6 protein-coding genes are annotated in these 5844 nt (G+C 39.2%); 2 read left to right on the forward strand and 4 right to left on the reverse strand.

Going from position 1 to position 5844, the window contains the following annotated elements; genetic code table 11:
- Positions 1-127 precede the first annotated feature (127 nt).
- The 3 genes from KH109_RS09540 to KH109_RS09550 all read right to left on the reverse strand — a co-directional run bounded on the left by KH109_RS09540 (position 128) and on the right by KH109_RS09550 (position 3541).
- The gene (locus KH109_RS09540) at positions 128-1444 is read right to left on the reverse strand and encodes an aminotransferase class I/II-fold pyridoxal phosphate-dependent enzyme (RefSeq protein WP_295219160.1); all 1317 of its coding nucleotides are present in this window, start codon (positions 1442-1444) and stop codon (positions 128-130) included.
- A gap of 330 nt (positions 1445-1774) precedes the next feature.
- Positions 1775-3064 (reverse strand): M48 family metalloprotease, encoded by a 1290-nt coding sequence (locus tag KH109_RS09545; RefSeq protein ID WP_295219163.1) that lies wholly within the window; start codon positions 3062-3064, stop codon positions 1775-1777.
- A 117-nt stretch (positions 3065-3181) separates the two neighbouring features.
- A complete protein-coding gene (locus KH109_RS09550; RefSeq protein WP_295219166.1) occupies positions 3182-3541 on the reverse strand; it encodes a CGGC domain-containing protein in 360 nt (119 codons plus the stop codon).
- Between the two features lie 345 nt (positions 3542-3886).
- Between KH109_RS09550 and KH109_RS09555 the strand changes: the two genes are divergently transcribed.
- Positions 3887-4069 (forward strand): type II toxin-antitoxin system RelE/ParE family toxin, encoded by a 183-nt coding sequence (locus tag KH109_RS09555; RefSeq protein ID WP_295219169.1) that lies wholly within the window; start codon positions 3887-3889, stop codon positions 4067-4069.
- Positions 4056-4331 (forward strand): helix-turn-helix transcriptional regulator, encoded by a 276-nt coding sequence (locus KH109_RS09560; protein WP_009352030.1) that lies wholly within the window; start codon positions 4056-4058, stop codon positions 4329-4331. The genes KH109_RS09555 and KH109_RS09560 overlap by 14 nt, the downstream gene beginning before the upstream one ends.
- Before the next feature lie 73 nt (positions 4332-4404).
- On the opposite strand, the gene KH109_RS09565 is transcribed toward KH109_RS09560, so the two are convergent.
- Positions 4405-5295 (reverse strand): pirin family protein, encoded by an 891-nt coding sequence (locus tag KH109_RS09565; RefSeq protein ID WP_295219172.1) that lies wholly within the window; start codon positions 5293-5295, stop codon positions 4405-4407.
- Positions 5296-5844: the final 549 nt, after the last annotated feature.

Below are 5844 nucleotides of genomic sequence, written 5' to 3' on the forward strand. Positions count from 1 at the left end.
AATGGGGTGATGCTCCTGTTTGGAATGAGCTACATATGTCTACAGATTTTCCAACTTATTGGGATTAGTCACACACACTTTTTGTCCTATAACCCTCTTTTTTGTTATTATGATTATATTTCTTAAATTATCGTTGTGCTTCATAGGCTCTGAATAGTTTAGATAGTAATTCAGGTGCCAAGCGCAATAAGTCTGGGTTTTCACAGAAGGATACGCGTAATTGCGTTCTGCCTGGATTATCTTCGCCTTTTTTACCACTGTAGAAGCCATTTAGCGGAGCCATGAGAAGTGTATACTCTTTGCCGTCATCAAGGCTTACTGCACCGTGTTCAGCACACCAGGAGGCAAATTCTACACCGTCAAAGCCAGGTTTTGCTACCTTCCGCACGTCGATAACAAAGTAAATTGACGCTTCTGGACGAGATACGATGAAATCAGGTTCTACCGCTTTAAAACCTTCATGGAGTTCAAAGATCATCTTACGGTAGTAGTCCCGTTGTTGCTCATACCAGTTATGAAGCTCTGCGTGGCTTTCATGAGCCAAAGCACCAAAGATATATTGGCCTAGCGTATTAGCACTAAGGTTTGCTGTATATTCAGCAACAGATTTTTCATAGCACAATTTATTATCTGTAATGATGGCACCAATACGGAGACCACAAGCATTCCAAACCTTACTAGCTGTTTCAAGACTGATACGGCGGCCTTCAATGCCAGGCACATCCTTATCGGTTAACGCCCAGATACTAGATGTTTCTTTCCCTTTTTCATAAGCCAATTCGCGGTACGCTTCGTCAGAAATAATCCACAAATTATGTTTAACACATAATTTTGTATATTCAATCAATGTTTCCTTACTGAATAATTGACCAGTCGGGTTATCGTAAGGAATGATGAGCAATGCGCCCGGTTTTGTATCGATAATGCGTTGTTCTACAGTTTCAACGGATGGCAATTCAAATTCGCCATTTTCATTAAGTTGACGTTCAACAGTGACTGTTTTACGACCGATGCGAAGACCTACTGCATCATAGTTTGTATAAGATGGGTTGAACATTAAAAGAGGGCGTTCCTCTTCGCCTGCACCACCACATACGCCAAGCATGATGATTTCCATCGCCATGGATGCACCGTCTGTTACGAGTACATCAAGACCAGTTGTATCAAAACCTTGGCTACGTAAAATATGAAGGAATGCTTCGCGACATTCATCAGTTCCCGTAGTTGGTACATATGGCACGATGCCATTATGGAACGGGCTATTCACGCCGCCCAAATCGAACAACCTACGCTGCATGGCGGGATGCATAGGACGCATTACATTACCAATAGAACCATTCACCAAAATTGGTGGGTTCTTACGTTCCAAGAATTTAATTTGTCCTAAGCGAATGCCAGATGGCTTGCGAGCCATCATATACGGCGACAATTCTGGTTGTTTCATTCAGATCCAACTCCTCTAAAAAAGAAACTGCCTCAGCAATGAGGCTATGCTAACTGTGAAAGTAACAAGAACACTTATTAGACGTACAACTAGGTCTAATAAGACTGTATATCACAAAGATAATATTCTTATATAGTAAAAAATTCCTAATATATTGATATATATAGATACTTAATATTATAGTGCTTTTGTTATAGAAAATCTATAGTTTTATAACATATACGGACTAACGTATATACTATTCGTTCCATAAAGTAATACAGTAGCCTTCAAGGCATACAAAAAAGACCGAGCTATTTATAGCCCGGTCTTTTATAGCTGTAACAATTATTATCTATCGATTGTTTTACGTCCACTGTTCGTAGAGTTTGAATGATTTGTAGCTTTAGCTGTATGTTTTGTTGTAGAAGCCTTAGTAACAGGTTTTACTTCTTTACCTTTAGCCGGTTTAACTTTTTCCGTTTTTACAGGTTTAGCCTTTTCTTGTTTTACCTTTTTGGGTTTCTCTTGTTTTACCTTTGCAGGGTTTTTAGCATTAACTGCTGCACCTGCTGGTTTAACAAAGGCATTATTAAGGTTTGTTGCCACTTGTAGTGCTACGTCAGAACTTGGGGTAGATACGATGGATTGGCCTGCTACGGTTACAGTGCCACCGCTGTAGGATGCAGAGCCTGGTGTAATTTGGTTGTTATGGTACAAACGTGCCAATTTACCAGCCATGTAATACGCACGTTCTTCCCCTGTATAGCGGCCGCTACCTGCTGGGCTATAGATATTATCGCCATTGACGTAAACGGCGCCATTAGACACGTTTACGTGATTTCCAGAGTATGTGTACATGCGGGAAATATTGTTATTTACGCGATCAGACAACTTAGGATGGTTGTTTGGTGCCACTACTTGTGAAAGTCCTTCACGATAGTGTTCCCCAACCTTGTTGCGCAATACCGCCATAGAACCAGCTGCACCGCCCACATTATATGGAGATTCACTTAAAATCTTGAATCCTAGTTCATCGGCTGCTTTTTCTTGGCTCATTGTAAATACTTGGTTAGACAAGTAGTTGCCCGCAACATTAGATAATAACGCAGCCCCTTCGCTACCACCAGCCGCAATACCTACAGCTGTAGACAGGCCGATTTGCTTTTTAGCACCATTGATAATATCTTTATGCTCACCATGAGCAATTTCATGGGCCATTACATAAGCCAATTGATCATCATCAAGGGTATCCAAAGCACCTTTATTAACAGACATAACGCGACCAAGCGTTGCAAAGGCATTAAACTCTGTATCAGGGTTTGCATAAACAACGTAAGAACGTTTTACGCTAGGAGAAGCCTCTAAGGTTTTTAGGATGCGTTGTACACGAGCTTGCGCTGCACTATCGTCCAAGTAACCTGTTTTCTCCTTAGTACGTGCCAAACTCTCTTGTTGACCTTGCTCAGAATTATCCATTTTATTTAATGCAGTAGATACATAAGCCATGGCAACAGCGCCACCTGCCAATGTTTGTACTGCGCTAGATGCAGCATTCACTGGAGCAGTTTGCATAATAGCAGGCGCCATTGTCGCAGCCATCGCTACAGATAATGTAGCTGCTGTAAGTTTCTTATTCATTCTCTCAACCTCTCAAATTGATTAACTATATAGTAATAAAACAAATTATCACACTAGATTTACACACTATGTATATAGTATCGCTCCATGGTAAATATAGAATGAATAATGGAACAATCATTCATTTTTAGCTGAAAGTATAACGGCTTCTTTTCCATCCTTAGAAACAGCAGCCCCATGGGTATATCCCACTACATCAAAGCCCGCCTCCGCACACTGCTCTGCGATGCTTTCATAATTTTCATTCTTACCACGAGTACACGTCGAAAGATGAACCGTAGTCACACCTTTTTTCTTGAAAGACTCGATTTTCTTGGCTAGATCGCCACCACTGTGCGTGAAACCTACCAACTCAATATCCTCATCTGCATAACGCTCAAAGGAATCCGCTTTATTCATAAATGCTTTTAAGCAACCGCCACAAGAACAGCGCTGCATTGTATCCTCATTCACGAGAACCGCAATTTTCTTAGTCATAAGACCTCCTATGAAAGTATAGTTTGAACTTTAGTATAACATATGTATTGAGAAATGATGTATCTTAAAGCACATAAGTGAATATAAGATATATATAACTATATATGTATTATCAATAAACATGATATAACTTGAAATTCCAGTTGAACACTCTTAAAAGATAGGCAAATCAATATAAACTTGAATAGTAATTACAAAGGTGTTAAATCATCCCCATTAATTCTTTAAGCTACCAAAAACTATTCACGTATCTATATAGTAAAGATAAGAATTTAGAGGATATAAAACTATTTAAAATTGAAGCGTGATAGCATATATGCTATCATAGAAGAAAGAAGGATTGGGATGGAAATCCGTCTTAAATGTCCTAATAGTATTCAAAGGGCATTATACTTTCATGTAATTAATAATAGATATATTATTACACATGGATTTACTAAGAAAACGCAGAAAACACCTAAAAGAGAGATAATTCATGCCAAACAAATTAGGCGCGAGTTTGAGGAGGAATATTATGCCAACAATTAAATTTGACGATTTTCTGAAAGAACAATTAAAAGATCCAAAGTTTAAAGCCAGATTTGAAAAAGAATCGGCTAATCTAGAAAGTGCTATAGTGATTGCAAAAGCTCGTGAAGCAGCCGGTTTAACACAACGTGATTTAGCTGAAAAATCTGGTGTCCCTCAATCCACAATTGCAAGAATAGAACAAGGTGCAAATACAAGTATTAGTACTCTCTGTAAGATTGCATTTGCTTTAGATAAACAAGTAAAGATAAGTTTAGTATAAAACAAACCCCCTATAAGCTAGTTAACGTGGCTTATAGGGGGTGTATCTTTTCTTGTAGAGTAAGATTTACGTATTACATAATAGCTTCTTCGCGGCCAAATTTACCGTTTATGTATTCTCCATAAGCGAGGAGAAGCTCTGTTTTATTTGTCATAACATATGGCCCTTGTTTTACCACTGGTTCATTGAGTGGTTCTCCGGCGAGAACGAAGATTTCAAGACCTTCATCACCAGACTCTACCTCAAAGCGCTCTCCATCATTGTTGAAAAGTACAAAGTCTCCAGATTCTATGCTTTCACCATTGGCACTACCTTTACCATTAATCACAAGGAAGCCTGTATTCCAAGTCATATTCTCAGAAATAGAGATCCATGAATTAGGTTGAAGTTTTAATTTGTAAATATTCATCGGTGTATGGGATTTAGCAGGACCTGTTATATGTCTGAAAGTACCGGTGTAAACGATGGCATCGATTGTTTCATCAAGAGATTGATACCGCCCCATTATGGTAGCAGGTATATATTGATATGAAGGTGCATCATTTTTATGACGTTCAGGTAGATTTATCCATAATTGTAAAGCATGGAACAAACGTCCCCGCTTTGCATATTCTTTTTCATGAAATTCTTTGTGCAAAACACCACTAGCTGCAGTCATCCATTGCACATCACCAGAGTGAATAACACCACTATTACCAGCTGCATCTTTATGTTCAATGGAACCGGAAAAAGAAAATGTTACCGTTTCAAAGCCTTTGTGGGGATGTGGGGTGTCACCTGTATCAAAAGGACTGCCCTCAAAATAATATGGCTCGTTATAGTCGAGTAACAAAAATGGAGACATACGATCAAGCATAGGTGACTCATCGCCATCAGGGAAGTACTGACGTACTCTAAATCCAGTGCCTACCCAATGAATATCAGGAGCTTTAATAATTCTTTCAATTGTTCTTACAGGATTCATTCTATCACCTCTTAATCGAACAGGATTCATAATAGTTGTATTATATATGAATAATTGTTCATATATCTCAATACTATTATATCTAATTTATTCGATATGTCAAGGGGAGGTAGTAGAATAGTAATTTACATAAGTTTCGAGCTACTCAACTAGTTTACGGAAGGATGTCTTAGGTGCTACGAACTAAGGTGTCACTTAAAACTAGTTTATTTACATAAATCTAAATTTCTCAGCTGCTATACGGTTCGATACCATAGGTGCTACGCACCGCGGTATCGGTTAATTACAAGTATTTGAAGAAGCTCAACAGTTGTACGGTTCAGTAACATTGGTGCTTCGCACCGCGTTACTGGATGGATATGATTTGCCTCCTACCACTAGCCGCGGCTTCCTATCACACTCGCCCATGGCGACATATAATACATTATGCCAATGTACAGACTAAACTATAGGGCTTCGTCGAACCTGATGCAATGGACGTACGCGTCGCTGCGCTCCTTTACGCCCTATTGCCCTAGGCTTCCCACGCCGTCTGTATTGTTAAATACA

The sequence above is a fragment of the Veillonella sp. genome (genome assembly GCF_018381775.1).
Lineage (GTDB): Bacteria > Bacillota > Negativicutes > Veillonellales > Veillonellaceae > Veillonella.